The organism is Sphingobacterium sp. UBA5670 (assembly GCF_002420705.1).
GTDB lineage: Bacteria > Bacteroidota > Bacteroidia > Sphingobacteriales > Sphingobacteriaceae > Sphingobacterium.
In genome coordinates this window covers 94,248-114,491 of record NZ_DIIM01000019.1, presented here as the reverse complement: position 1 = coordinate 114,491, position 20,244 = coordinate 94,248, and the positions used below count along the sequence as shown (strand labels likewise).

Sequence of the window (20,244 nt, the reverse complement as noted above, 5' to 3'; positions counted from 1 at the left end):
TTTATTTTAATGTCAAGCAAGTTCCAAATTGTCCCTGTTGAAACAGATGCAAATTATTGGCATTGCCAATATAGACCTCTTGAACACCTTTATTTATAGCATTAAATGCATTTTCCAGCTTAGGAATCATCCCATCGTTCACTACACCCGCCTCCTTGAGATGTTCAAACTCCTCCGATTTGATTGTCGGAATAACTGAATTCTCGTCGGTGACATCCCGTAAAACACCATTTTTCTCAAAACAGTATACCAACGAGGTTTCATACAACGAAGACAAAGACACGGCTAAAGAAGAAGCAATCGTATCCGCATTTGTATTTAACAACTGACCAAGACCATTATGTGTAATAGCCGAAAATACCGGAACAAAACCTGCCTCCAAAAACTTTTTGATCGCTAAGGTATTCACCGAATCGTGCAGCAAATCGCCAACAAAACCGTAGTCAATATCCTTAACGGGCCGTTTGATAGCCTTTATGACATCACCATCGGCTCCTGTTAAACCGACAGCATCACATTTTAACTTCTGCAGTTTGGCAACGATCGTCTTATTTGTCAGTCCCGCGTATACCATTGTTACTACACGTAACATTTCTTCATCTGTCACACGACGACCTTCGACCATTTGTGCTTGTATACCAAGTTCACTGGCCAAACGGGTCGCAATTTTACCTCCACCATGTACAAGAATTTTTTTTCCTGACAATGCGGAGAACTTTTCTAAAAAAGATTCTAGCTGGCGTTCATCATCGATAATATTTCCGCCAATTTTAATAATATTTAATACACTATTAGCCATTACGCAACTTTTCCCAATAAAAATAGTTTCTCAATAATCAATAGGACCGTATTATACCAGATCCTCTAGCATACGCTTCAAAACCACCTGAGCAGCCCATACACGATTGCTTGCCTCTTTAATAACAAGTGAATTTGGTCCATCCAAAATTTCAGAAGATAGCTCTAAATCTCTTCTTACCGGCAAGCAATGCATTACTTTGGCATCGTTTGTCAAACGAAGCTTTTTATTATCCATCATCCAATCTTCGTCTACACCATACACTTCGCCATATTCTTGATAAGAAGACCAGTTTTTCACATAGACAAAATCAGCATCTTTTAAGCTTTCCTCCAAATTATTAGATATACTTGCTCCAGCAGTGAATTCCTCACTTAACTCATACCCCATGGGCTGAGCGATTGTAAAGTCAACCAATCCCTCCGCTTGTGCTTTACACATCCATTCAGCAAAAGAGTTAGGTACCGCCTGAGGCAAAGCCTTAACATGTGGAGCCCAAGCCAATACAACTTTTGGTTTCTTAGTCTTCTTATACTCAGTTATTGTAATGATGTCTGTCAAGCTCTGTAGCGGGTGACGTGTTGCACTCTCTAAGGAAACAACAGGGACACCACAATATTTGATGAACTTATTGAACAAGTCTTCACTATAGTCCTCTTCACGATCTTTCAGTTTTGGAAACGAACGAAGTCCCAAAATATCACAATACTCCCCCATAACTGCTGCTGCCTCACGAATATGTTCCACAGTTGTCCCATTCATCACGACACCGTCTTGTGTCTCAAGGGCCCAACCATCTTTATCCATATTCATGACCATGACATTCATACCCAAATTCATCGCCGCTTTTTGTGTACTCAAACGCGTACGCAAACTTGGATTCAAAAATACAAGTCCCAGTGTTTTATGTTTACCAAGGTCCTGATTGTCATATGGTGCAGCTTTCAAACTTAACGCTTCTTGAACAACGTCCGCTACACTAGGAACATCCTTAACAGAGAAAAACTTTTTCATCTATATTTATTTATTCGAGTACATTTTTAACAGCATAAAATGTCTGCACCGCACTCCATATATACTTTAAATTACTAAAAAGCACAATCAGATTTGCTTAGCCAAAGAGCTTATGCGCTAATCTGATGTCAGCTCTACAATTTTTTATGCAACTGCGACCGCTTTGATATGTTCTTTCAAGGCCGATAAAAACTGATCAGCATGTTCCTTCGTAATATTCAACGCCGGCAACAAACGAATCACGAAAGGTTTAGCCTCACCTGTAAAGATACGGTTCTTTAATAAGAGATCTTTCTTAACATGTGCCAAAGATTCTGGAAGTTCAATACCAATGATTAAACCTCTCCCACGCACTTCAACAATTTCCTCAATTTGCTTTAATTCATTGATAAGATATGCGCCTACTTCTGCCGCATTCTCCATCAGCTTATCCTGCTGGATGATTTCTAAAACAGCCAAAGCTGCCGCACATGCGAGGTGATTTCCACCAAAAGTTGTTCCCAGACTTCCGTAAGTAGCCTTAAACTTGGGGGATATACTTATTGCTCCTATAGGGAAACCATTACCCATACCTTTTGCCATCGTATAAATATCAGCATCAACGCCTGAATAATCCTGCGCATAGAACAGTCCTGTCCTACCATAGCCACATTGAACTTCATCAGCAATAAATACCGCATTATATTGATCACAAAGAGAGCGAATCAATTGAAGAAAAGACACAGAAGCCTCGCGGATCCCGCCTACGCCTTGGATACTTTCAACGATAACTGAAGAGATCTCCTCCCCATAGGAGCTAAAAGCCTCTTTAAGTGCAGTCTCATCATTGAAAGGAAGAAAAACTACATGCTCCGTTTCGTTAACCGGGGCGACAATAGTTGGATTGTCCGTAGCAGCTACAGCTAAAGAAGTCCTACCGTGAAAAGCTTTTGAAAATGCAATCACCTTTTTCCGCTTGTTATAAAACGAAGCCAATTTCAATGCATTTTCGTTCGCTTCCGCCCCCGAATTGCAAAGGAATAAATCGTAATCAACCTTACCCGAAACTTCGCCCAATAATCGGGCAAGTTCACGCTGAATTGGAATTTCAACAGAATTAGAATAGAACCCAATACGGTTCAATTGCTCTGTTATACGCTGTACATAATGTGGGTGCGTGTGTCCGATCGATATCACAGCATGACCACCATACAAGTCCAAGTAAGCATTTCCTTCGGCATCCCACACCGTTGATCCATTAGCCTTTACTATGTTAATGGGATTAATGGGATAAACATCAAATGGTTTCATCTTAATGAATTATAGATTGATAAACGAAATAGCTAGTAATAGAAAAAGCTATCAGATTTTAGCATTACAAATATATTAGTTATAACGGTAGGAATGGTCATAAAATAAAAAAAGTCCCCTTAAAAAGAGGACTTTTTTATGCTAGATCAGAAGAATACTATTCTCCGTCTACTTTTTCTTCACCTTCTACTTCAGCTTTCACTTCTGCAGGAGCTTCAGTTTCAGCAGTAGCAGCAGCAGCTTTTTTAGCACCACCACGACGACGAGTAGCTTTTTTCTCAGTAGCCTCAGCTTTTTTACCGTAGATTTCGTTGTAATCAACTAACTCGATGAACGCCATCTCTGCGTTATCACCTAAACGGTTTTCCATTTTGATGATACGAGTATAACCACCTGGACGGTTAGCTACTTTTTCAGAAATCTCGCGGAATAAGATAGAAACTGCGTCTTTATCTTTCAAGTAAGCGAATACTGTACGACGTGAGTGAGTCGTATCGTTTTTAGATTTAGTAATCAAAGGCTCAACATACGTACGTAATGCTTTAGCTTTAGCCAAAGTAGTTGTAATACGTTTGTGTTTGATCAATGACGTTGCCATGTTAGCCAACATTGCTTTTCTATGGCTATCCGTACGGCCTAAGTGATTTACTTTTTTTCCGTGTCTCATTTTGGATTTTATTATACTAATCGTACCGTTTTTGTATATGTCAGTAATGTGAATATCACATACTCAGACAGCCAAAAGGAATTACGACTAGCGGTCGCTTAATAAATTATTATTCTTCGTCTAATTTGTATTTTGCCAAGTTCATTCCGAATGATAAACCTTTCGATTTAACCAATTCTTGGATTTCACTTAACGATTTTTTACCGAAGTTTCTGAATTTCAACATATCAGCTACGTCATAAGTTACTAACTCAGCTAATGTGCGAATATCCGCAGCTTTCAAACAGTTCAGTGCACGAACTGAAAGATCAAGATCTACTAATTCTGTTTTCAAAATCTTACGCATATGTAAGATTTCTTCATCAACAACTTTAGTTTCTTCTTTCGTTTGAGACTCAAGAAGCATATTCTCGTCAGAGAATAAAATAAAGTGCTGAATTAAGATCTTAGCAGCTTCTTTCAAAGCTTCTTCGGGGTGAATTGAGCCATCAGTAGAGATATCCAACAACAATTTCTCGTAGTCAGTTTTTTGCTCTACACGGTAATTCTCAATGGTATATTTAACATTCTTGATCGGAGTAAAGATCGAATCGATTGCGATAACACCTACTGGAGCATCAGCAACTTTATTCTCATCAGCATTTACGTATCCACGACCTTTGGCAATACTCAATTCCAATTCAATTGTCACTGAATTATCCATGTTACAGATTACCATGTCTGGGTTTAAGACCGTAAAGTTATTAGAGAACTTTGTGATATCACCAGCTAAGAATTGTTCTTGACCATTGATTACTACAAATACCTTTTCGTTGTCGCCAATCTCACCTGTTTTTTTGAAACGAATTTGTTTCAAGTTCAAGATAATTTCAGTTACGTCTTCAACAACACCTTTGATCGTTGAAAATTCGTGCGAAACGCCAGAAAACCTTATCGACGTAATTGCATATCCTTCTAAAGAGGACAATAGAATACGGCGCAAAGCATTACCAATGGTTACACCAAAACCAGGCTCCAATGGACGAAATTCAAACGTACCATCAAAATCCGTAGATTTTTGCATGATAACTTTATCCGGTCTTTGAAATGCTAAAATTGCCATTTATTTTCTTTTAATGTTTTATTTGTAATAATAATTGTAATACAATAGAAGATGCATACCCCAAAAATTGGACTATGCATTCTTCTATTTTATTTATTATTTAGAGTATAACTCAACGATTAAGTTCTCTTTGATGTTTTCAGGAATGTCAGCTCTTTCTGGATAGCTTAAGAAAGTACCTGTCAATTCTTTCGCATTCCACTCTAACCAAGAAAATTTGTTTACAGTACGACCTGCAACTGAATTTGTGATGGCTTCAAGTGTTTGAGAACGTTCACGAACTGCTACAACGTCACCTGGACGCAAGCTATATGATGGAATGTTAACAACTTCGCCGTTAACAGTAACGTGTTTGTGGGATACCAACTGGCGAGCAGCGGCACGAGAAGTAGCGATACCTAAACGGTAAACTACGTTATCCAAGCGAGCTTCTAACAATTTCAAGAAGATCTCACCTGTAATACCTTGTTTAGAGGCAGCTTTAACAAATAAGTTTGCGAATTGACGCTCCAATACACCGTAAGTGTATTTTGCTTTTTGTTTTTCTAACAACTGAATAGCATATTCAGATTGTTTACCTCTGCGTTTAGAAGCTCCATGTTGTCCAGGAGGGTAATTTTTCTTTTCTAACGCTTTATCTGGGCCGAAGATCGGCTCTCTAAATTTACGGGCAATTTTGGACTTAGGTCCTGTATATCTAGCCATTTTCTTTTACAATTAAAGTATCTATCAGCCTATAGCCGATGAATCTTATCTTTAAATTAATTAAACTCTTCTGCGTTTTGGAGGACGACAACCATTGTGAGGAAGTGGAGTGATATCTTTAATAGTAGTCACATCGATTCCTACAGTTTGCAATGTTCTGATTGCTGATTCACGACCAGCACCAGGTCCTTTAACAAACACTTCAACTTTACGTAAACCCAAGTCGTGAGCAACTTTTCCACAGTCTTGTGCAGCTTGACCAGCAGCATATGGAGTGTTCTTTTTAGAACCACGGAAACCCATTTTACCAGCACTAGACCAAGAAATAGTTTGACCTTGATTATTTGTCAAAGTTACAATGATATTGTTAAACGTTGCGTTAATGTGAGCCTGACCTACAGGTTCGATAACAACGATACGCTTTTTTGCAGCTTTTTTAGTTTTAGCCATTTCTTATTTATTATTTAGTAGCTTTTTTCTTGTTTGCAACTGTCTTACGTTTACCTTTACGAGTACGTGAGTTGTTTTTAGTACGTTGACCACGAACTGGTAAGTGTTTACGGTGACGCAATCCACGGTAACAACCGATATCCATTAAACGTTTGATGTTTAATTGAATTTCAGAACGTAATGCACCTTCAACTTTCAATTCGTCGTTAATGATGGTACGAATTGCTGCCAATTGATCATCATTCCACTCTTGTACCTTCACATCTTCGCTGATACCAGCTTTTTCCAAGATATATTCAGCTCTTGTACGACCGATACCAAAAATATAGGTAAGGCCGATCACACCTCTTTTGTTTTTAGGTAAATCAATACCTGCTATCCTTGCCATATAATATTAAGCTATTATTTTTTTAATGAATTAACCCTGACGTTGTTTAAACTTTGGGTTCTTTTTGTTGATTACAAAAACTTTACCTTTACGACGGATGATCTTACAGTCCGCGCTACGTTTTTTTATTGATGCTCTTACTTTCATGATATTTATTTTTTCAAAAGCTTGCGCTAATACAAAGGCTTACTGCTATTTATAGCGATAAGTAATCCTTCCTTTAGTCAAATCATACGGAGACATTTCCAATTTAACTTTATCACCAGGTAAAATTTTGATATAGTGCATACGCATTTTACCAGAAATATGGGCAATGATTTCATGTCCATTTTCCAACTCTACCCTAAACATAGCATTAGAAAGTGCCTCTCTAATTATACCGTCTTGTTCTATTGAGGCTTGTTTAGCCATATATTCTCGATTAAATTTAATTTAAAAGCCTGCGAACAGGAGTGCAAAGATAAATAAAAATAATTGAAAACCAACTACTTTTTGTTCAAAACTTTCTCTACATGTTCGAATGTCAGCAACACATCTGGTTCTCCTTTTCGGATTGCAACCATCTGTTCGAAGTGCGCCGATAATTTCCCATCCACTGTACTTACTGTCCAACCATCGTCCCAAAAACGAACGCCCGCGCGGCCTGCATTGATCATCGGTTCGATACAAATGACCAAACCTTCTTCCAATTTAGGACCAGCACCCCGTTTTCCATAATTGGGAACCTCCGGTTTTTCATGTAAGTGGTAACCAACGCCGTGTCCAACCAGCTCACGAACAATTCCGAATCCGAATTTGTTCACATACTCCTGCACAGCCGAAGAAATATCCCCAACACGTTTACCAGCCACCGCCTGTTCAACACCTTTGTACAATGATTCCTTTGTTACATCCAGTAATAACTGTGCCTCTTCAGAAATCTCCCCTACACCAAAAGTATAAGCGGAATCACTGATAAAGCCATTCAGATTGACACCACCATCGACCGAAACAAGATCTCCATCTTTAATTTCATAATCACTTGGAAAGCCGTGTACAATTTGATCGTTGACAGATATACACAAAGAATATGGAAATCCTTGATAATTTAAGAACGCAGGCGTCCCGCCGTTATCATGAATATACTCATAAGCTAATTTATCAAGAGATATAGTCTTTACCCCAGGTTTAATCACTTTTGCGATTTCACCAAGCAATTGCGAAAGCACATCTGCTGACTTCCGCAATTGCTCTATATCTTCTGCTGACTTATAAAATACTTTAGACATCTAAAGAAATTAAATTGCCGAATGATCCATTCCCTCAACAGACGCAGCCGAACGGCCTTTAATACGACCTGTTTTCATTAATCCATCATAATGACGCATCAATAAATGAGATTCGATCTGTTGCAAAGTATCCAACACCACACCTACTAAAATCAATAATGACGTACCACCGTAGAAGTGCGCAAATTGATTATTAATACCAAACAAACTTGCAATAGCAGGTAGAATAGCAATGATCGCTAAGAAAATTGCACCTGGAAATGTAATATTTGATATTACGCGGTCTATAAAATTACTAGTTTCCAATCCCGGTTTAATACCTGGTACAAATCCTCCGTTCTTCTTCATGTCATCCGACATCTGTTGTGGGTTCACCATAATCGCTGTATAGAAAAACGTAAATGCGATAATTAACACCGCAAATGTCACGTTGTATGCTACAGAAGTATAGTTACTCAACGAAGTCAAAAATTCCGACTGAAGATTTGGGAAGAACTGTCCCAAACTCATTGGCACAAACATGATTGCTTGCGCAAAAATGATAGGCATTACACCTGCAGCATTTACCTTTAAAGGTATATACTGACGTACTCCACCGACTTGCTTGTTTCCAACGATTTTCTTTGCGTATTGTACAGGAATCTTACGAACCCCTTGTACGATTAAGATCGTAAAGATCACAACAAAGAACAAAGCCACAAATTCAAGCAACAATGGAATTGGACCACCACCACCTTTCGCCATTCTAGAAACCCATTCCGCAGTGATACCACTTGGCAATTGAGCGATAATACCAGTCATGATGATCAAAGAAATACCATTACCGATACCTTTATCCGTAATTTTTTCCCCTAACCACATCACAAATAAAGTACCGCCTGTCAAAACTATGGCAGTCAGAATAGTGAATAATGGGTCAGCTATTGTCTTAGCACTTGGCTCGATCTGAGTACGTACATAAGCAAAAGCCTGAAGCAAAGTAATCCCTAATGTTAAATAGCGAGTAATCTGATTCATTTTTTGACGACCACTTTCCCCTTCTTTCTGCATCTTTTGGAAGTAAGGAACCGCGATGCCCAGCAATTGAACAACAATGGATGCCGAGATATATGGCATTACCCCTAAAGCAAAGATAGCCGAGCGAGAGAACGATCCCCCCGCGAACATATCCAATAAGCCCAATAAACCCTCTTTTTGACCAGAAGCCAAAGCGTGAGGATTTACACCTGGTAATACCACGTGACATCCAATACGGTAAATCAAAAGAAAAAGTAAGGTATTTAGAATACGCGTACGTAAATCATCGATTTTCCAAATATTGGTTAAGGTTGTGATTAGTTTCTTCATTTATTAAATTTTAACGATAGAACCGCCTGCAGCTTCGATAGCTTTTTGAGCAGAAGCAGTAAACGCGTGCGCTGTTACTTCAACTTTAGCTTTCAATTCACCGCGACCCAAGATTTTAACTTTGTCATTTTTAGACACTAAACCATGAGCTTTCAATGCGTCGAAATCTACAGCTGTCAAATTGTATTTCTCGATCAACGCTTGTAAAGTATCTAAGTTTACACCATTATACTCAACACGGTTGATGTTTTTGAAACCAAATTTAGGCACACGACGTTGCAAAGGCATCTGACCACCTTCGAAACCGATTTTCGTAGAGTGACCTGAACGAGAACCAGCACCTTTGTGACCACGCGTTGAAGTACCACCACGACCAGAACCAGTACCACGGCCAATACGTTTGCTACTTTTTACTGCACCTTTTGCAGGTTTTAAATTACTTAAGTTCATTTTTAAACTAAATTGTGCTAGCCCTTCGCTCTCACTAAACAGGTACTAGCGATTAAAAAATAATTATTATAAATACAAGTAATGGAAAGAGCCAAAAGGCCCTTTCCATATGCTAATATTAAATAGTTTCGATAGCTACTAAATGGTTTACTTTACGTACCATTCCAATAATTGATGGAGTAGCTTCAACTTCTACTGAGTGGTTGATTCTTTTCAAACCCAATGCCTCAATAGTTTTCTTTTGGCGCTCGCTTCTGTCGATAACGCTCTTTATCTGGGTGATTTTGATTTTTGCCATGATAATTAACCGTTAAATACTTTGTTTAAATCGACACCGCGGTGTTGTGCTACTGTATATGCATCACGCATGTTTGCTAAAGCAGTTACAGTTGCTTTTACCACGTTGTGTGGGTTAGAAGAACCTAATGATTTAGCCAATACGTCTTTGATACCAGCAGACTCCAATACGGCACGCATTGCACCACCTGCTAAAACTCCCGTACCGGCGATAGCTGGTTTAACCAAAACTGAACCACCAGAATATTTACCATATTGCTCATGAGGCACAGTACCTTTGATAATAGGAACTTTAACCAAATTTTTCTTTGCGTCGTCGATACCTTTAGTGATTGCCTCAGTTACCTCTTTAGCTTTACCTAAACCGTAACCAACGATACCGTTTTCATCACCTACTACAACAATTGCAGAGAAGCTGAAAGTACGACCACCTTTAGTAACTTTTGCTACACGTTGGATACTTACTAAGCGATCTTTTAATTCAATTTCGCTTGATTTTACTCTTTTTATATTGCTTAATGCCATTTCTTTCTATGATTAAAAGTCTAAACCGCCTTCGCGAGCACCTTCAGCCAAAGATTTGATACGGCCATGGTATAAGTACCCATTACGGTCAAAAACTACTTTATTAATACCTGCTGCTACTGCTTTCTCAGCAACCAATTTACCTACAGCTTTAGACTGTTCAACTTTGTTACCAGATGCAGTAAATTCTTTCGATAAACTAGATGCAGCAACTAATGTTTTACCTGCATTGTCATCAATGATTTGCGCATAGATACCTTTGTTACTTCTAAAAACCGATAAACGTGGACGTTCAGACGTTCCAGCAAGGTTTTTTCTGATTCCTTTTTTGATTCTCTCTCTACGAGATGCTTTTTGTCCTGCCATGATTATTATTTTTTAGCTGATTTACCTGCTTTTCTTCTCAATACTTCACCTTCAAACTTGATACCTTTTCCTTTGTAAGGTTCTGGTTTACGGAAGCCACGGATTTTAGCCGCTATCTGACCGATCAATTGTTTGTCAGCACACTCTAAAGTGATTGTAGGGTTTTTACCTTTGTCAGCAGTAGTTGATACTTTAACCTCGTTTGGCAATACAAAAACAATCTGGTGAGAGAAACCTAAAGTTAACTCTAATACATTACCAGTACTTGAAGCACGGTAACCTACACCGACTAACTCTTGCGTAGTTTTGTAACCTTCAGTCACACCGTGAACCATGTTAGCCAACAGGGAACGGTATAGACCGTGTAATGCTTTGTGTTTCTTTTGATCAGTTGGACGTGTTACAACAATATTGCCTTCTTCTTGAGCAATAGTGATGTCACGGTCAACTTGTTGTGTTAATTCGCCTTTAGGACCTTTTACTGAAACTAAGTTTTTGTCCGAAATAGTAACAGTTACCCCAGCAGGGATAGCGATAGGCGCTTTTCCAATTCTTGACATTTCTTTGTGCTTTTACCTAGATTAATAAACGTAACATAAAACTTCACCACCAACATTTTGAAGTCTAGCTTCTTTATCTGTCATTACACCTTTAGATGTTGACAAGATAGCAATACCTAAACCATTCAAAACACGAGGCATAGTATCAACGCTTGCATACTTTCTTAAACCAGGTTTACTCACACGTGTCAACGTACGAATAGCCGGAATTTTGCTAATTGGGTTATATTTCAATGCGATTTTGATCGTACCCTGTACGCCATTCTCATCGAATTTGTAATTAGCAATGTAACCTTTATCAAAAAGAACTTTAGTGATCTCTTTTTTTAGGTTCGATGCAGGAATTTCAACAACCCTGTGGTTGGCCTTGATGGCATTCCTTACTCGTGTAAGGTAATCCGCAATTGGATCTGTAGTCATTATATATGAAAATTTGTGACAGCGGTTTCCCTCCCAACCATTGGTATGGGACCTTCTATCTGTTAAACAATTTTAAAATGCAAAAACCCCGGCAATCCTCAGTTGAATTGCCCGGGCAAAATTAAGTATTTTTTTTTAATTACCAAGAAGCTTTTTTCACCCCTGGGATTTTGCCATCTAAAGCCATCTCACGGAAAGTTACACGAGAGATACCAAATTGACGCATATATCCTTTAGGACGGCCAGTCAATTTACAACGATTGTGTAAACGTACTGGAGAAGCATTTTTAGGTAATTTATCTAATGCAACGTAATCGCCAGCAGCTTTTAATTCTGCACGTTTTGCCGCATATTTAGCTACCAATTTAGCGCGTTTTACTTCGCGTGCTTTTAATCCTTCTTTAGCCATTGTTATTAGTATTTTGATTTTTAAATGGTAAACCGAATTGTTTCAACAATTCTAAAGCTTCAACATCATTTTGAGCAGAAGTCACGAAAGTGATATCCATACCTTGGATCTTGTTGATTTTGTCAATGTTGATCTCAGGGAAAATGATTTGTTCAGTGATACCTAAGTTATAGTTACCACGTCCGTCAAAACCTTTATCGTTGATACCGCGGAAGTCACGAATACGTGGAAGCGATACTGCTACTAAACGATCCAAGAATTCAAACATATTGTTGTCACGTAAAGTAACACGTGCCCCTACAGGCATACCTTTACGTAATTTAAAGTTTGAAATATCTTTTTTCGATTTTGTAGCAACAGCTTGTTGACCTGTGATTAAAGTCAACTCAGCGATAGCGTTATCGATTAATTTTTTGTCAGCTGTTGCAGCTCCTACGCCTTGTGAAACAACGATTTTCTCAAGTTTAGGAACCTGCATAATACTTTTATACTGAAATTTTTCTTGAAGTGCTTTACGGATTTCTTCCGCATATTTCACTTTTAATCTTGGTACGTAAGTCATTATTTAATTTCCTCCCCTGATTTTTTAGCGTAACGAACTAATTTACCATCTGCATTTAACTTACGACCTACACGTGTAGTTGCACCTGTTTTAGGATCGATAACAGCTAAATTAGAGATGTGAATACCAGCTTCTTTCTCAATGATACCACCATTAGGATTAGCTGCACTTGGTTTAGTGTGTTTTTTTACGATGTTAGCGCCCTCAACGATAGCTCTATTTTTATCCACTAAAACAGTTAATACTTTTCCTTGAACACCTTTAGAGTTACCAGCGATAACTTTCACTAAATCACCTTTTTTAATTTTGATTTTGTGCGTAGTTGTTTTTGTTTTCTGTGCCATAATTATAAAACCTCCGGTGCTAATGATACAATTTTCATGAACTGTTTCTCACGCAACTCTCTAGCAACAGGGCCAAAGATACGTGTACCACGTGGTTCATCATTATTATTTAATAATACAGCGGCGTTATCATCGAAACGGATATATGAACCATCTTTACGACGGATTTCCTTTTTCGTTCTAACGACTACTGCTTTAGAAACGGAACCTTTTTTCACGTTTCCTGAAGGCATAGCGCTTTTCACCGATACAACAATCTTATCTCCGATTGATGCATAACGCTTGCGCGTACCGCCCAATACACGGATTACTAAAACTTGTTTAGCACCGCTATTGTCAGCTACATTAAGTCTTGATTCTTGTTGTACCATGTTATTTAGCTCTTTCTATAATTTCAACTAATCTCCAGTTTTTTGTTTTACTCAGCGGACGAGTTTCCATAATTAATACCGTATCGCCGATACCGCAGGTATTAGTTTCGTCATGAGCTTTAAATTTAGTAGTTTTTTTAACGAACTTACCATAGATCGGGTGTTTCACTTTACGTTCCACTGATACCACGATAGATTTGTCCATCTTGTTGCTAACTACTAAGCCGATTCTTGTTTTTCTTAAATTTCTTTCCATTTCGACTTTAAATTTTACGCCTCAGAGGCTGTTTCATTTTTAGCTGCAGCTTTGCGTGCACTGATCTCTGTACTGATACGAGCGATAGTTCTGCGTGCTGCTTTGATCACGTTAGGGTTCTCAATAGCTGAAACAGCATGTGCAAATTTCAATTTTGTAAGGGCTGTTTTCTCTTCTACAAGACGAGCTTTTAAGTCCTCATTAGATAATTCTAAAATTTCTGAATTTTTCATGTTTTTTCAGTTGTTATTTGGGTTATCATCGCTTTATATATAGCGTTAGGGGTAACGGCCCTAACGCTTAAATGATGACATTACCAAGATTTTTATGCTTCAACGTAGTCTCTACGAATCACAAACTTAGTTTGAACCGGAAGTTTTTGAGCTGCAAGGCGTAAAGCTTCTTTGGCAATTTCCAAAGGCACACCTTCTGCTTCAAATAACATACGGCCTGGGCGTACTACTGCTACCCAGTATTCTGGAGCACCCTTACCTTTACCCATACGTACCTCTGCAGGTTTTTTCGTAACAGGTTTGTCAGGGAAAATACGAATCCAAACTTGACCTTCACGTTTCATATAACGTGTAACCGCAATACGAGCTGCCTCGATTTGACGACTAGTGATCCATGCTTGCTCCATTGTTTTGATACCGAAAGAACCGAAAGCTAACTCCGCTCCACGAGAAGCGTTACCTTTCATGCGGCCTTTCTGCATCTTTCTGAACTTCGTTCTTTTTGGCTGTAACATGTTCGTATACTTTTTAAATCTGCTTTTTCAGCAGGTTTTTGTTGTAATCTAAATAAACTCTATTAATCTTTTTTCGGACCACGGTTGCTTCCACCACGGTTGTTTCCACCACGATTATTTCCACCACGACCACCTTTGTTATTGCGGTTATCGCGACGATCGCCACCACCTTCGTGGTTGCCACGTGATTTTACACCAGATGCTTGACCAATGTTTGGAGATAAGTCACGTTTACCGTAAACCTCACCTTTACAGATCCAAACTTTGATACCAATTTTACCGTATGTAGTCAATGCTTCAGCTAAAGCGTAGTCGATATCAGCACGCAATGTGTGTAAAGGAGTTCTTCCTTCTTTGTATTGTTCAGTACGCGCCATTTCAGCACCACCTAAACGACCAGAACACATGATTTTGATACCTTCTGCACCCATACGCATGGTAGAAGCGATTGAAGTTTTCATTGCACGACGGAATGAAATACGTGCCTCTAATTGTTTAGCGACACCTTCAGCTACTAACTTAGCATCTAACTCAGGGCGTTTGATCTCGAAAATGTTGATTTGAACATCCTTTTTAGTCAGTTTTTTCAACTCTTCTTTGATCTTGTCAACTTCTTGACCACCTTTTCCGATAACGATACCTGGACGAGCAGTGTGAATTGTAACAGTGATACGTTTTAAAGTTCTTTCGATAACAACTTTAGCTACACCACCTTTTGCGATACGAACAGAAAGATATTTTCTGATTTTTTCGTCTTCAACTAATTTATCGGAATAGTTTTTACCTCCGAACCAGTTAGAATCCCAACCTTTGATGATTCCTAATCTGCTACCTATTGGATTTGCTTTTTGTCCCATTTCTCAATAAATTAGTTTTGTTCAACGTTTAATTTGCTATCAACTACCAACGTAACGTGATTTGAACGTTTACGAACTCTGTATCCGCGACCTTGAGGAGCTGGACGTAATCTTTTCAATTGACGACCGCCACCTACTGATACTTCTTTTACAATTAGTTCGCTTTCTTCCACTGATTTACCTTCATTTTTGGCTTCCCAGTTTTTGATTGCAGATAATAATAATTTTTCTACACGAGCAGCAGCTTCTTTACTTGAGTGTTTCAAAATGTATAAAGCATTTTCAACACGTTGACCACGAATTAAGTCTACCACTAAACGCATCTTACGAGGCGAAGTAGGGCAGTTCAATAATTTGGCATCCGAAGCTCCTCCTTGTTGAGCTTTCTCTTGCTCTTTGCGTTGTCTAATTAAGACAGACTTTTTAAGTTTTTTTGTTGCTTCCATTACCTATTATTTTTTCTTTTCTGCGTGGCCTCTGAATGTACGCGTAGGCGCGAATTCACCAAGCTTGTGACCTACCATATTTTCTGTTACATAAACAGGGATAAATTTATTCCCGTTGTGCACTGCGAAGGTATGGCCAACAAAATCAGGTGAAATCATTGATCTACGAGACCATGTTTTGATAACTGACTTCTTGTTAGTTTCATTCATAGAAAGAACTTTTCTTTCTAAGTTGTGATCGATATAAGGACCTTTTTTAATTGAACGAGCCATTATTTTTTCCTTCTCTCAATGATGTAACGATTCGATGTTTTCTTCTTGTAACGTGTTTTGAAGCCTTTAGCTAATACACCTGTACGTGAGCGTGGGTGACCTCCTGAAGTACGGCCTTCACCACCACCCATAGGGTGATCTACTGGGTTCATCGCAACACCACGAACTCTTGGACGACGACCTAACCAACGTTTGCGACCTGCTTTACCTAACACTTGGTTAGATCTCTCATGGTTCGATACAGAACCAATTGTAGCAACACAAGTCAATAAGATCATACGTGTTTCGCTCGAAGGTAATTTGATGATGGCATATTTACCATCACGAGCAGACAATTGAGCATAAGTACCAGCCGAACGAGCAATTGAACCTCCTTGACCAGGATTTAATTCAATGTTGTGGATGATAGAACCCAATGGAATGTTTGCTAATGGTAATGTATTACCAACTTCTGGGGCAACTTTATCACCTGCAATTACAGTTTGACCAACTTCTAAACCAGCTGGAGCAAGGATGTAACGTTTTTCACCATCAGCGTAATGCAACAAGGCAATACGAGCAGTACGATTCGGATCGTACTCGATAGTAGCTACTTTTGCAGGGATATCTTTTTTATCGCGTTTGAAATCAATTAATCGGTATACTTTTTTATGTCCCCCACCGAGATAACGCATAGTCATTTTACCGGAGTTATTACGACCGCCTGATTTCTTGTTGATTTTAACTACTAACGATTTTTCAGGAACGTTTGTAGTAACATCAGAGTAGTCTGCGCCTACTCTAAAACGAGTACCAGGGGTTACCGGTTTGAATCTTTTAACTGCCATTTTGTATTATATAGTACTGTAAAAGTCAATAGTTTCGCCGTCTTTAATAGTAATGACAGCCTTTTTATACTTAGGAGCTCTACCAGATACGAAACCTGCTTTTGTGTAACGGCTTTTTGCTTTACCAGCTACTACTGCAGTATTTACAGCAAGAACTGTAACACCAAACATAGCCTCAACAGCTGCTTTAATCTGGATTTTGTTTGCTCTGTGATCTACTTTGAAAGCGTAACGGTTTAATTTTTCCGTTAACATAGAAGCTTTCTCAGTCAAGATAGGTTTTTTAATAATGTCCATATTACTTAGCTAATGCTTCCTCCAAAGATTTAACAGAATCTGTAGTCAACAATAATTTTGTTGCGTTCAATACATCATATGTATTTAAATCAGATGCAACAATAACTTTTGCTTTTTTCAAGTTTCTGCTTGATTTATAAACAATTTCATCGTAAGCTGGCAATACCAACAATGTTTTCTCATCAGCTACATTCAACGCATTGATTAAAGCAACATAGTTTTTAGTTTTGATAGCATCGAATTTTACTTCATCCAATACCACAATGTTATTATCTTTTGCTTTGTAAGACAACGCTGATTTACGTGCTACTTGTTTCAATTTTTTGTTCAATTTGAACGAGTAGTCACGAGGTTGAGGACCGAATACACGACCACCACCGTTAAACAATGGAGATTTGATAGAACCCGCACGAGCACCACCAGTACCTTTTTGTTTGTGTAATTTACGAGTAGAACCCGCGATTTCGTTACGTTGTTTAGATTTGTGAGTTCCTTGGCGTTGGTTCGCTAAGTATTGTTTCACATCCAAATAGATCGCATGATCGTTAGGCTCTAACCCAAATACCGACTCAGGAAGTTGCACCTTGGCACCTGTTTCTTTACCTGATAAATTTAAAACTTTAACTTCCATCTCTACTATTTGTCTACGATTACATAAGAACCTTTAGCTCCTGGAATGGAACCACTAACAACGATAAGGTTTTGCTCAGCGTAAACTTTCAACACCTGTAAGTTTTGAACTTTAACTCTGTCACCACCTGTACGACCAGCCATGCGCATACCTTTGAATACGCGTGAAGGCCATGATGAAGCACCTAATGAACCTGGAGCACGTAATCTGTTATGCTGACCGTGAGTCGCACCACCTACACCACCAAATCCATGACGTTTCATGACACCTTGGAAACCTTTACCTTTTGAAGTACCGACTACATCTACGTACTCGCCTTCTTCAAAAAGAGTAACGTCAACTACGTCACCAAGTTGTTTTGCATCTGGGAAAGTTTTAAACTCTACCAACTTACGCTTAGGCGTTGTGTTTGCTTTCGCAAAGTGCCCTTTCAAAGGAGCTGTCGTGTTTTTCTCCTTAGCTTCGTCGAAACCAAGTTGAATTGCCGAGTAGCCATCCTTTTCTTCCGTACGTATCTGCGTAACCACGCACGGCCCGGCCTGAATCACTGTACAAGGAATATTTTTCCCATCAGCGTTAAACAGGCTCGTCATTCCTACTTTTTTTCCAATAATACCTGACATGTTGTAAATTAATTAATTAAAAGTCCTTCGAAGCAGTAGGGCTTCGCTCAAGACATACTATTCCCATTAAGGGACTGCAAAGTTACAAACATTTTTATAACTGTCAAATAATTAGTGAATTATTTTTTTATTTTCTAGATCTCCTCTTCATCCAACCCAAATTTCCGAATAATACCTATCCAGCTCTCCGCTCCGACTAAATCAGATGCGGAAAAATAAAAATACATTTCTTTATTTCTACTGCCATACAGCTGTCACAGACCGCTGTAATTTTGAATTGTCATACAGCGCGAGATGCGATGTAAAAATCTTTAAAAACTTATCATACAATGATTATGAAAACAGACATCATTTCCAAACACGAACTACTTGCACATTGGTTGGGCCACCGAACTTTGACGAGACAAACCATTGAAAAATTCCCTGAAGAAGAATTGTTCAATTATAAGGTTGAAGGCATGCGAACTTTCGCAGACATGACTAAGGAACTATTAGGAATCGCTGTTCCGGGACTCCAGGAAATTGTGAACAACAAAAGTGGTGAACTCAATGAAAATTTAGGCTACTCAAGCAAAGCACAATTACTTCAGGCATGGGATGAAGCAACCCCTCAGATTACCGAACTATTTAATAAGATTTCGGAAGAACGATTTGCAGAAGAATTCAACTTATTTGGACAATATAAATCGCCAGTCATTCACAGTATTTTATATTTTATCGACAATGAGATCCATCATCGCGGACAGGCATTTGTCTATTTACGTTTACTGGGTATCCAACCACCATTTTTCTGGGAAAGAGGCTAATACCTGATACCGGCAACGGCAGTTTTATCCTAAAGTGGATCAAAACTTTTTTAATACAATTACAGTCTAACTTGTTCGGCATCCTTCCTTTCAGCCGAACAGGTTTTTCCTTTGCTATAGCATGGGCCCCTTAATTCCTTCGTTTTCGGCTAAACTTGCTCCAAAGCAGCCGAAAGCAAACGCTTCACCGCTTCTTTTAGTGATTCAGGCTCAATAATCCTACCTTTATCGGCAAACATCAGATACCAGCGTGCAAAACCATTCTCCATATTTATACTTTCAAAATGCATCTCCACGTAGTTATCCGCAACGATTTCCTTTTGGAAGCCAAAATAGTGGCGGTCCCATTCCATGTAGCGGGCCATATCCTTGTCCACCTGTATAATGACTTTCGTTGTAGGCACTTCGTGGCGCTTATTCAGAAAATAAGAGAGTTCGGGATGCTCATTTGCAAAATCATCGGCAAGTATTCTGATGTTGTTTATTCTGTCCAGACGGAATTGCCTATAATCATTCCTTAGCTTACAAAAAGCAAGAATATACCAAAACTTACTTTCCACAAAAATACCAACGGCTTCGATCTCGCGTCTTTCCGGCGTTTTATCGGATGGTTTGGAATAATAGATTTCAACACATTTTTTTGCAGCGATGCTTTCAATCAGAATATTGGTACCATGGGTCAACTTTTCATTGAACTGATGGCGTCCGCCCCGAACGAGAAAGTTGTCTCCAACCAGTGCAACTTGCTCCTTTTCATTCCCCCTTAAGATGGCTTTCATTTTCAGCAGTGCGGTGGCAAAATGGTGAGCTAGGTTCCGATCCGTATATTTCTCGACCAATTTCTCTGCTGCAACAAAACTCAACGCCTCTTCCCTTGTAAACTGCAGGGGCGGCATCTTATAGCCCTCCACTAAAGAGTATCCACTTCCAGCTTCACCATAAATTGGTATTCCGGCCTGCATTAAAGAACGGATATCACGGTAAATTGTTCGTTGGCTCACTTCATAGCGTTTTGCCAATGCCGCCGCTGTCACAACAGGCTTGGCCTGTAAATGCATGTAAATAGCGAGTATACGATCAAATCTTTTCTGGATATCCGTCATCGGGATAAAGGTACAAAAAGCCTAAATCAATTACGAATTCAGC

At 38.9% G+C, this 20,244-nt stretch carries 34 protein-coding genes; 1 reads left to right on the top strand and 33 read right to left on the bottom strand.

Going from position 1 to position 20,244, the window contains the following annotated elements; genetic code table 11:
- Nucleotide 1: 1 nt before the first annotated feature.
- From argB to rplC, 32 genes are all read right to left on the bottom strand, one after another.
- A complete protein-coding gene (gene argB, locus B3C94_RS16505; protein WP_293905595.1) occupies nt 2-799 on the bottom strand; it encodes an acetylglutamate kinase in 798 nt (265 codons plus the stop codon).
- Nucleotides 800-850: 51 nt separating this feature from the next.
- A complete protein-coding gene (locus B3C94_RS16500; protein WP_293905593.1) occupies nt 851-1,813 on the bottom strand; it encodes an acetylornithine carbamoyltransferase in 963 nt (320 codons plus the stop codon).
- 144 nt (nt 1,814-1,957) lie between these two features.
- Complete coding sequence (locus B3C94_RS16495) at nt 1,958-3,103, bottom strand: aspartate aminotransferase family protein (RefSeq protein WP_293905591.1); 1,146 nt, start codon at nt 3,101-3,103, stop codon at nt 1,958-1,960.
- 157 nt (nt 3,104-3,260) lie between these two features.
- Nucleotides 3,261-3,770 (bottom strand): 50S ribosomal protein L17, encoded by a 510-nt coding sequence (gene rplQ, locus B3C94_RS16490; protein ID WP_293905589.1) that lies wholly within the window; start codon nt 3,768-3,770, stop codon nt 3,261-3,263.
- Nucleotides 3,771-3,879: 109 nt separating this feature from the next.
- On the bottom strand, nt 3,880-4,872 hold the full coding sequence (locus B3C94_RS16485; protein WP_293905587.1) for a DNA-directed RNA polymerase subunit alpha: 993 nt from the start codon (nt 4,870-4,872) through the stop codon (nt 3,880-3,882).
- A gap of 96 nt (nt 4,873-4,968) precedes the next feature.
- Complete coding sequence (gene rpsD, locus B3C94_RS16480) at nt 4,969-5,577, bottom strand: 30S ribosomal protein S4 (RefSeq protein ID WP_293905585.1); 609 nt, start codon at nt 5,575-5,577, stop codon at nt 4,969-4,971.
- Nucleotides 5,578-5,637: 60 nt separating this feature from the next.
- Nucleotides 5,638-6,027, bottom strand: coding sequence for a 30S ribosomal protein S11 (gene rpsK / locus B3C94_RS16475; RefSeq protein ID WP_046674885.1), 390 nt, complete (start codon nt 6,025-6,027; stop codon nt 5,638-5,640).
- A gap of 10 nt (nt 6,028-6,037) precedes the next feature.
- Nucleotides 6,038-6,415 (bottom strand): 30S ribosomal protein S13, encoded by a 378-nt coding sequence (gene rpsM, locus B3C94_RS16470; RefSeq protein WP_112373918.1) that lies wholly within the window; start codon nt 6,413-6,415, stop codon nt 6,038-6,040.
- Between the two features lie 30 nt (nt 6,416-6,445).
- Complete coding sequence (gene ykgO, locus B3C94_RS16465; protein WP_013665024.1) at nt 6,446-6,562, bottom strand: type B 50S ribosomal protein L36; 117 nt, start codon at nt 6,560-6,562, stop codon at nt 6,446-6,448.
- A 45-nt stretch (nt 6,563-6,607) separates the two neighbouring features.
- Complete coding sequence (infA, locus tag B3C94_RS16460; protein WP_002997456.1) at nt 6,608-6,826, bottom strand: translation initiation factor IF-1; 219 nt, start codon at nt 6,824-6,826, stop codon at nt 6,608-6,610.
- Between the two features lie 74 nt (nt 6,827-6,900).
- Nucleotides 6,901-7,683, bottom strand: coding sequence for a type I methionyl aminopeptidase (gene map, locus B3C94_RS16455; protein WP_120333131.1), 783 nt, complete (start codon nt 7,681-7,683; stop codon nt 6,901-6,903).
- Between the two features lie 9 nt (nt 7,684-7,692).
- Nucleotides 7,693-9,030: a preprotein translocase subunit SecY gene (gene secY, locus B3C94_RS16450; RefSeq protein ID WP_046674882.1), complete on the bottom strand. Its 1,338-nt coding sequence runs from the start codon at nt 9,028-9,030 to the stop codon at nt 7,693-7,695.
- A gap of 3 nt (nt 9,031-9,033) precedes the next feature.
- Nucleotides 9,034-9,480, bottom strand: coding sequence for a 50S ribosomal protein L15 (gene rplO / locus B3C94_RS16445; protein ID WP_046674881.1), 447 nt, complete (start codon nt 9,478-9,480; stop codon nt 9,034-9,036).
- Between the two features lie 118 nt (nt 9,481-9,598).
- The gene (gene rpmD, locus B3C94_RS16440; protein WP_046674880.1) at nt 9,599-9,778 is read right to left on the bottom strand and encodes a 50S ribosomal protein L30; all 180 of its coding nucleotides are present in this window, start codon (nt 9,776-9,778) and stop codon (nt 9,599-9,601) included.
- A gap of 5 nt (nt 9,779-9,783) precedes the next feature.
- Nucleotides 9,784-10,287: a 30S ribosomal protein S5 gene (gene rpsE / locus B3C94_RS16435; RefSeq protein WP_312338078.1), complete on the bottom strand. Its 504-nt coding sequence runs from the start codon at nt 10,285-10,287 to the stop codon at nt 9,784-9,786.
- A 27-nt stretch (nt 10,288-10,314) separates the two neighbouring features.
- Nucleotides 10,315-10,677: a 50S ribosomal protein L18 gene (gene rplR, locus B3C94_RS16430; protein WP_409456343.1), complete on the bottom strand. Its 363-nt coding sequence runs from the start codon at nt 10,675-10,677 to the stop codon at nt 10,315-10,317.
- Entirely contained in the window at nt 10,674-11,228 is a 555-nt protein-coding gene (rplF, locus tag B3C94_RS16425) for a 50S ribosomal protein L6 (RefSeq protein ID WP_293905570.1), read from the bottom strand. Before rplF ends, rplR begins: the two co-directional genes overlap by 4 nt.
- A 21-nt stretch (nt 11,229-11,249) precedes the next feature.
- Nucleotides 11,250-11,651, bottom strand: coding sequence for a 30S ribosomal protein S8 (gene rpsH / locus B3C94_RS16420; protein WP_223584601.1), 402 nt, complete (start codon nt 11,649-11,651; stop codon nt 11,250-11,252).
- Nucleotides 11,652-11,787: 136 nt separating this feature from the next.
- The gene (rpsN, locus tag B3C94_RS16415; RefSeq protein WP_028071569.1) at nt 11,788-12,057 is read right to left on the bottom strand and encodes a 30S ribosomal protein S14; all 270 of its coding nucleotides are present in this window, start codon (nt 12,055-12,057) and stop codon (nt 11,788-11,790) included.
- Entirely contained in the window at nt 12,050-12,619 is a 570-nt protein-coding gene (rplE, locus tag B3C94_RS16410; protein WP_046674875.1) for a 50S ribosomal protein L5, read from the bottom strand. Before rplE ends, rpsN begins: the two co-directional genes overlap by 8 nt.
- Nucleotides 12,619-12,963, bottom strand: coding sequence for a 50S ribosomal protein L24 (rplX, locus tag B3C94_RS16405; RefSeq protein WP_070570406.1), 345 nt, complete (start codon nt 12,961-12,963; stop codon nt 12,619-12,621). Before rplX ends, rplE begins: the two co-directional genes overlap by 1 nt.
- A gap of 2 nt (nt 12,964-12,965) precedes the next feature.
- On the bottom strand, nt 12,966-13,334 hold the full coding sequence (rplN, locus tag B3C94_RS16400; protein WP_046674873.1) for a 50S ribosomal protein L14: 369 nt from the start codon (nt 13,332-13,334) through the stop codon (nt 12,966-12,968).
- 1 nt (nt 13,335) lies between these two features.
- Nucleotides 13,336-13,590, bottom strand: a complete 255-nt coding sequence (gene rpsQ / locus B3C94_RS16395) for a 30S ribosomal protein S17 (RefSeq protein ID WP_046674872.1) — start codon at nt 13,588-13,590, stop codon at nt 13,336-13,338.
- 14 nt (nt 13,591-13,604) lie between these two features.
- Nucleotides 13,605-13,823, bottom strand: a complete 219-nt coding sequence (rpmC, locus tag B3C94_RS16390; protein WP_153844935.1) for a 50S ribosomal protein L29 — start codon at nt 13,821-13,823, stop codon at nt 13,605-13,607.
- 92 nt (nt 13,824-13,915) lie between these two features.
- Nucleotides 13,916-14,338 carry a 50S ribosomal protein L16 gene (gene rplP, locus B3C94_RS16385; protein WP_046674870.1) on the bottom strand — a complete coding sequence of 141 codons (423 nt, stop codon included), beginning with the start codon at nt 14,336-14,338 and terminating at the stop codon, nt 13,916-13,918.
- A 62-nt stretch (nt 14,339-14,400) separates the two neighbouring features.
- On the bottom strand, nt 14,401-15,195 hold the full coding sequence (gene rpsC, locus B3C94_RS16380) for a 30S ribosomal protein S3 (RefSeq protein WP_293905566.1): 795 nt from the start codon (nt 15,193-15,195) through the stop codon (nt 14,401-14,403).
- An 11-nt stretch (nt 15,196-15,206) separates the two neighbouring features.
- A complete protein-coding gene (gene rplV / locus B3C94_RS16375; RefSeq protein WP_077438121.1) occupies nt 15,207-15,641 on the bottom strand; it encodes a 50S ribosomal protein L22 in 435 nt (144 codons plus the stop codon).
- A 6-nt stretch (nt 15,642-15,647) separates the two neighbouring features.
- Nucleotides 15,648-15,914, bottom strand: a complete 267-nt coding sequence (gene rpsS / locus B3C94_RS16370) for a 30S ribosomal protein S19 (RefSeq protein WP_002997495.1) — start codon at nt 15,912-15,914, stop codon at nt 15,648-15,650.
- A complete protein-coding gene (rplB, locus tag B3C94_RS16365; RefSeq protein ID WP_293905562.1) occupies nt 15,914-16,741 on the bottom strand; it encodes a 50S ribosomal protein L2 in 828 nt (275 codons plus the stop codon). Before rplB ends, rpsS begins: the two co-directional genes overlap by 1 nt.
- A gap of 6 nt (nt 16,742-16,747) precedes the next feature.
- Entirely contained in the window at nt 16,748-17,038 is a 291-nt protein-coding gene (rplW, locus tag B3C94_RS16360; RefSeq protein WP_293905559.1) for a 50S ribosomal protein L23, read from the bottom strand.
- Between the two features lies 1 nt (nt 17,039).
- A complete protein-coding gene (gene rplD / locus B3C94_RS16355; RefSeq protein WP_075990873.1) occupies nt 17,040-17,669 on the bottom strand; it encodes a 50S ribosomal protein L4 in 630 nt (209 codons plus the stop codon).
- Nucleotides 17,670-17,674: 5 nt separating this feature from the next.
- Nucleotides 17,675-18,292 (bottom strand): 50S ribosomal protein L3, encoded by a 618-nt coding sequence (rplC, locus tag B3C94_RS16350; RefSeq protein ID WP_046674864.1) that lies wholly within the window; start codon nt 18,290-18,292, stop codon nt 17,675-17,677.
- 335 nt (nt 18,293-18,627) lie between these two features.
- On the opposite strand from rplC, the gene B3C94_RS16345 reads away from it, so the two are divergent.
- Nucleotides 18,628-19,098 (top strand): DinB family protein, encoded by a 471-nt coding sequence (locus B3C94_RS16345; RefSeq protein ID WP_293905555.1) that lies wholly within the window; start codon nt 18,628-18,630, stop codon nt 19,096-19,098.
- Nucleotides 19,099-19,247: 149 nt separating this feature from the next.
- Here B3C94_RS16345 and B3C94_RS16340 read toward each other — a convergent pair whose 3' ends face one another.
- On the bottom strand, nt 19,248-20,201 hold the full coding sequence (locus B3C94_RS16340) for a helix-turn-helix transcriptional regulator (protein WP_293905553.1): 954 nt from the start codon (nt 20,199-20,201) through the stop codon (nt 19,248-19,250).
- Nucleotides 20,202-20,244 lie beyond the last annotated feature (43 nt).

Bases quoted from the DNA above. Each gene is read 5' to 3' on its own strand.
- argB (WP_293905595.1), bottom strand. From the start codon at position 799: ATGGCTAATAGTGTATTAAATATTATTAAAATTGGCGGAAATATTATC.
- B3C94_RS16500 (WP_293905593.1), bottom strand. From the start codon at position 1,813: ATGAAAAAGTTTTTCTCTGTTAAGGATGTTCCTAGTGTAGCGGACGTT.
- B3C94_RS16495 (WP_293905591.1), bottom strand. From the start codon at position 3,103: ATGAAACCATTTGATGTTTATCCCATTAATCCCATTAACATAGTAAAG.
- rplQ (WP_293905589.1), bottom strand. From the start codon at position 3,770: ATGAGACACGGAAAAAAAGTAAATCACTTAGGCCGTACGGATAGCCAT.
- B3C94_RS16485 (WP_293905587.1), bottom strand. From the start codon at position 4,872: ATGGCAATTTTAGCATTTCAAAGACCGGATAAAGTTATCATGCAAAAA.
- rpsD (WP_293905585.1), bottom strand. From the start codon at position 5,577: ATGGCTAGATATACAGGACCTAAGTCCAAAATTGCCCGTAAATTTAGA.
- rpsK (WP_046674885.1), bottom strand. From the start codon at position 6,027: ATGGCTAAAACTAAAAAAGCTGCAAAAAAGCGTATCGTTGTTATCGAA.
- rpsM (WP_112373918.1), bottom strand. From the start codon at position 6,415: ATGGCAAGGATAGCAGGTATTGATTTACCTAAAAACAAAAGAGGTGTG.
- ykgO (WP_013665024.1), bottom strand. From the start codon at position 6,562: ATGAAAGTAAGAGCATCAATAAAAAAACGTAGCGCGGACTGTAAGATC.
- infA (WP_002997456.1), bottom strand. From the start codon at position 6,826: ATGGCTAAACAAGCCTCAATAGAACAAGACGGTATAATTAGAGAGGCA.
- map (WP_120333131.1), bottom strand. From the start codon at position 7,683: ATGTCTAAAGTATTTTATAAGTCAGCAGAAGATATAGAGCAATTGCGG.
- secY (WP_046674882.1), bottom strand. From the start codon at position 9,030: ATGAAGAAACTAATCACAACCTTAACCAATATTTGGAAAATCGATGAT.
- rplO (WP_046674881.1), bottom strand. From the start codon at position 9,480: ATGAACTTAAGTAATTTAAAACCTGCAAAAGGTGCAGTAAAAAGTAGC.
- rpmD (WP_046674880.1), bottom strand. From the start codon at position 9,778: ATGGCAAAAATCAAAATCACCCAGATAAAGAGCGTTATCGACAGAAGC.
- rplF (WP_293905570.1), bottom strand. From the start codon at position 11,228: ATGTCAAGAATTGGAAAAGCGCCTATCGCTATCCCTGCTGGGGTAACT.
- rpsN (WP_028071569.1), bottom strand. From the start codon at position 12,057: ATGGCTAAAGAAGGATTAAAAGCACGCGAAGTAAAACGCGCTAAATTG.
- rplE (WP_046674875.1), bottom strand. From the start codon at position 12,619: ATGACTTACGTACCAAGATTAAAAGTGAAATATGCGGAAGAAATCCGT.
- rplX (WP_070570406.1), bottom strand. From the start codon at position 12,963: ATGGCACAGAAAACAAAAACAACTACGCACAAAATCAAAATTAAAAAA.
- rplN (WP_046674873.1), bottom strand. From the start codon at position 13,334: ATGGTACAACAAGAATCAAGACTTAATGTAGCTGACAATAGCGGTGCT.
- rpsQ (WP_046674872.1), bottom strand. From the start codon at position 13,590: ATGGAAAGAAATTTAAGAAAAACAAGAATCGGCTTAGTAGTTAGCAAC.
- rpmC (WP_153844935.1), bottom strand. From the start codon at position 13,823: ATGAAAAATTCAGAAATTTTAGAATTATCTAATGAGGACTTAAAAGCT.
- rplP (WP_046674870.1), bottom strand. From the start codon at position 14,338: ATGTTACAGCCAAAAAGAACGAAGTTCAGAAAGATGCAGAAAGGCCGC.
- rpsC (WP_293905566.1), bottom strand. From the start codon at position 15,195: ATGGGACAAAAAGCAAATCCAATAGGTAGCAGATTAGGAATCATCAAA.
- rplV (WP_077438121.1), bottom strand. From the start codon at position 15,641: ATGGAAGCAACAAAAAAACTTAAAAAGTCTGTCTTAATTAGACAACGC.
- rpsS (WP_002997495.1), bottom strand. From the start codon at position 15,914: ATGGCTCGTTCAATTAAAAAAGGTCCTTATATCGATCACAACTTAGAA.
- rplB (WP_293905562.1), bottom strand. From the start codon at position 16,741: ATGGCAGTTAAAAGATTCAAACCGGTAACCCCTGGTACTCGTTTTAGA.
- rplW (WP_293905559.1), bottom strand. From the start codon at position 17,038: ATGGACATTATTAAAAAACCTATCTTGACTGAGAAAGCTTCTATGTTA.
- rplD (WP_075990873.1), bottom strand. From the start codon at position 17,669: ATGGAAGTTAAAGTTTTAAATTTATCAGGTAAAGAAACAGGTGCCAAG.
- rplC (WP_046674864.1), bottom strand. From the start codon at position 18,292: ATGTCAGGTATTATTGGAAAAAAAGTAGGAATGACGAGCCTGTTTAAC.
- B3C94_RS16345 (WP_293905555.1), top strand. From the start codon at position 18,628: ATGAAAACAGACATCATTTCCAAACACGAACTACTTGCACATTGGTTG.
- B3C94_RS16340 (WP_293905553.1), bottom strand. From the start codon at position 20,201: ATGACGGATATCCAGAAAAGATTTGATCGTATACTCGCTATTTACATG.